We start from the raw sequence: 2,986 nt of genomic DNA, 5'->3' as shown, positions 1-2,986 counted from the left end.
TCGTCGGCTTCGCGACCACGTCACGCCGCGACGTGCGGGTCAGCAGCAGGATCTTCTCCGACTCCACCGCCTTGGAGATCCACACCTTGCGGCCGCTGACGACGTAGTGGTCGCCGTCCCGCCGGGCGTACGTCGTGATGCTCGTCGTGTCCAGGCCGGCACCGGGCTCGGTCACTCCGAAGCAGACGTGCAGGTCGCCGTCCACGATGCGGGGGAGCGTGCGGCGCTTGAGTTCCTCGGATCCATGCACCACGACCGGGTGCATGCCGAAGATCGACAGGTGGATGGCGCTGGCCGCGTTCATCCCGCCCCCCGAGCGGGCCACCTCCTCCAGCAGGAGCGTGGCCTCGGTGATGCCGAGGCCATGGCCGCCGTACGCCTCCGGGATCGTGATGCCGAGCCACCCGCCTCCGGCGACGGCGTCGTAGAACTCTTCGGGGAAGGCGTGGTCGCGGTCCTTCTCCATCCAGTACCGGTCGTCGAAGTCGCGCAGGAGACCGGCCACGGCCTTGCGGATCGTCTCTTGGTCCTCGGTCAGCTCAAAATCCACGGCGGGGAACCCCTCTGCCGGTTGCTGAAGTGTGAAACATATCAAAGGTCAGACCGAAGGAGACGTCAACTGTCCTGGAAGCATGGCGCCATGATGGTGAAGGAGGACGGGCTGGACGGACAAGAAGGGCCCGCGTGAACGCGGACCCTTCGGCTCGGACGGCTCTGCTGTCAGGCCGCGCCGTCGGCGGAGCCCTTGGAGGGGGCGGGCCGCCTGGCGGCGGCCTTCTTCGGTGCGGCCTTCCTGGTGGCGGCGGGCGCGTTCGCCTTGGCGGCCCCGGCCGTGCTCCCGGCGGAGCTCCGGGCCGTCCCGGCGATGCCGTTCAGGCAGAACTCCCACACGTCCTCCGCGCCGATGCGGGAAGGGTGTGCCCCGCCCGGGGCGGGGGCCTGGGCCGTGAACATCGCCGTCTGCATGATCAGGGAGGCGGTACGGCGGGGGCGGGGCGCGACGGCCAGGCCGGCCTCGGCCGCGCCCTCCACCAGTTCCGTGAACAGGGTGAGCAGCGGGACATGGGCGGTGGCCACCTGGTCGGGGTGACTCACCAGCAGTTGGACGGCGAAGTCGGTGAAGAGCGGGGACTGCTGCCCCTCGCGAGGTGTGGAGGCCGCGTACAGCAGGTCCACCGCCACCTTGAGCCGCTCCAGTGGATCCGCCACGGCCGAGATCTTCTCCCGCATCTCGGTGGCCGACGTCGACAGCGCGTCCTCGAAGAGCGCGAGCAGCAGTTCGTGCTTGCCGTCGAAGTGCTGGTAGAAGCTGCGCAGCGACTGACGGGAGCGCTCCACGACCTCCTGCACCGTGAAGTCGGTGGTGCCCTTACCGGCGATCAGTTCCTGTGCCGCGTCCAGGAAGCGTTGTACGCGCTGCTCGGCGCGCAGCTTCGCGGCCCGGGTGGATCGTTCGACGGCACGCTGCCGCCAGGCGGGCTCAGGGGACTCGACCGGTTCGGCGGGGACGACACTCATGAGTAGAACGGTACTCCACTCACGTGAAAAGAGAGGGCACCCCCCCTACCGAATCGCGCTCCGCGTGAAGCAAGACTCTTACTTCCCTATAGCGAGAATGTTATTCTCACTCCGTGTGCTGCCGTAGAGGTCCCCATCAGCACCTCGGGAGAGCGGAGGCCGGGCATGGAGTTCGAACTCGACGAGGAGCAGCGGATGCTGCGCCGCACGGTGCGTGAGACGGTCGCCAAGGTGCGGTCGCAGCCCCAGGACCGGCAATGGGAGACCTACCGGAGCCTGGGCTGGCTGGAGGCGCCGCCGCTGGAGCTGGCCCTCATCGTGGAGGAGCTGGGGTACGCGGCCGATCCGACCCCGTTCCTGGCCACGGCCACCTGGTTCGCGCCGCTGGCGGGCCGACTGCCCGAGGGCAGTGGCACGGCCGTGTTCGACGGCGCCGGTCGGTACGTCCTCGACGCCGACCGCGCCGGCGAAGTCGCACTGCTCACCCCGGACGGTGTCACCGTCGTCCCCGGGTCCGGTCTCGGGGCCGAGCGCGTCGACATCCTCGACCCGCACCTGCACGTGGCGCACGTCGACACGGGCGCCGCCCTCGCGGCCGGCGTCCCCGACCTCGCCCTGACCGGCCTCGCGGCCACCGCGGTCGGCGCCTGCCGCCGCATCCTCGACCTGGTCCTCGCGCACGTGAAGCAGCGCGCGCAGTTCGGCCGGGCGCTCGGCTCGTTCCAGGCCGTCAAGCACAAGGCGGCCGACATGCACGTGGCCGTGGAACGGGCCCGCGCCCTCACCCACTTCGCCGCGCTCACGATCGCTGAGGACGACCCGCGCCGGGCCCGGGCCGCCCACATGGCCAAAGCCGCGGCGGGGGAGTGCCAGCGCCTGGTCTTCCGGCACGGCCTGCAGTTGTTCGGTGCCATGGGCTTCACCTGGGAGAACGAACTGCAACTGCATCTGAAGCGGGCCCAGGCCTGTGACCTGCTGCTCGGCACCGCGTCCGCCCACAGGAAGGCCCTGCTGACCGCATGAAGCTCGCCGACGACCCGGAGGTGGAGGAATTCCGCGCCCGGTTCTCCGCCTTCCTCGACGCCCGCATGCCCCCGCAGGCCCAGGCCCGCGAACGCTCCCGCTCGAGCGCCGACGTACCCGGGTGGGCCCGGCGCTGGCAGCGCACTCTCTTCGACGAAGGCTGGCTCCTCCCCGGCCAGCCACCCGAGTACGGAGGCCGGAACGCCACCCTGCCCCAGCAGCTCGCCCACCTGGAGGAGTTGGCCCATCGCCGGATCTACCACAGCTTCAACCCGCAGGGACTCGGCATCATCGCCGCCTCCCTGCTCACCTTCGGCACCAAGGAGCAGAAACGGCGTTGGGCGGTGCCGATCCTGCGCGCCGAGATCACCGCCGCGCTCGGCATGAGCGAACCCGAGGCGGGCTCCGACCTCGCCTCGCTGCGCACCCGGGCCGTCCTGGACGG

General features: G+C 70.5%; 4 protein-coding genes. 2 read left to right on the top strand and 2 right to left on the bottom strand.

Features of this window, described 5'->3' with window-relative positions:
- Positions 1–550 (bottom strand): acyl-CoA dehydrogenase family protein (locus tag VN520_RS06115; protein WP_325745815.1); only part of this gene is annotated, 550 nt, incomplete at its 3' end.
- A gap of 170 nt (positions 551–720) precedes the next feature.
- Positions 721–1,518 (bottom strand): TetR/AcrR family transcriptional regulator, encoded by a 798-nt coding sequence (locus VN520_RS06110; RefSeq protein WP_325745814.1) that lies wholly within the window; start codon positions 1,516–1,518, stop codon positions 721–723.
- Positions 1,519–1,683: 165 nt separating this feature from the next.
- Here VN520_RS06110 and VN520_RS06105 point away from each other — a divergent pair, with 165 nt between their 5' ends.
- Both VN520_RS06105 and VN520_RS06100 read left to right on the top strand, forming a co-directional pair.
- Positions 1,684–2,541 carry an acyl-CoA dehydrogenase family protein gene (locus VN520_RS06105; RefSeq protein WP_325745813.1) on the top strand — a complete coding sequence of 286 codons (858 nt, stop codon included), beginning with the start codon at positions 1,684–1,686 and terminating at the stop codon, positions 2,539–2,541.
- The coding region (locus tag VN520_RS06100) for an acyl-CoA dehydrogenase family protein (RefSeq protein WP_325745812.1) at positions 2,538–2,986 on the top strand (449 nt) is incomplete at its 3' end. The genes VN520_RS06105 and VN520_RS06100, both read left to right, overlap by 4 nt.

This window comes from Streptomyces sp. (genome assembly GCF_035563135.1).
Taxonomy (GTDB): Bacteria; Actinomycetota; Actinomycetes; order Streptomycetales; family Streptomycetaceae; genus Streptomyces.
This window is presented reverse-complemented; position numbering and strand designations above follow the sequence as displayed.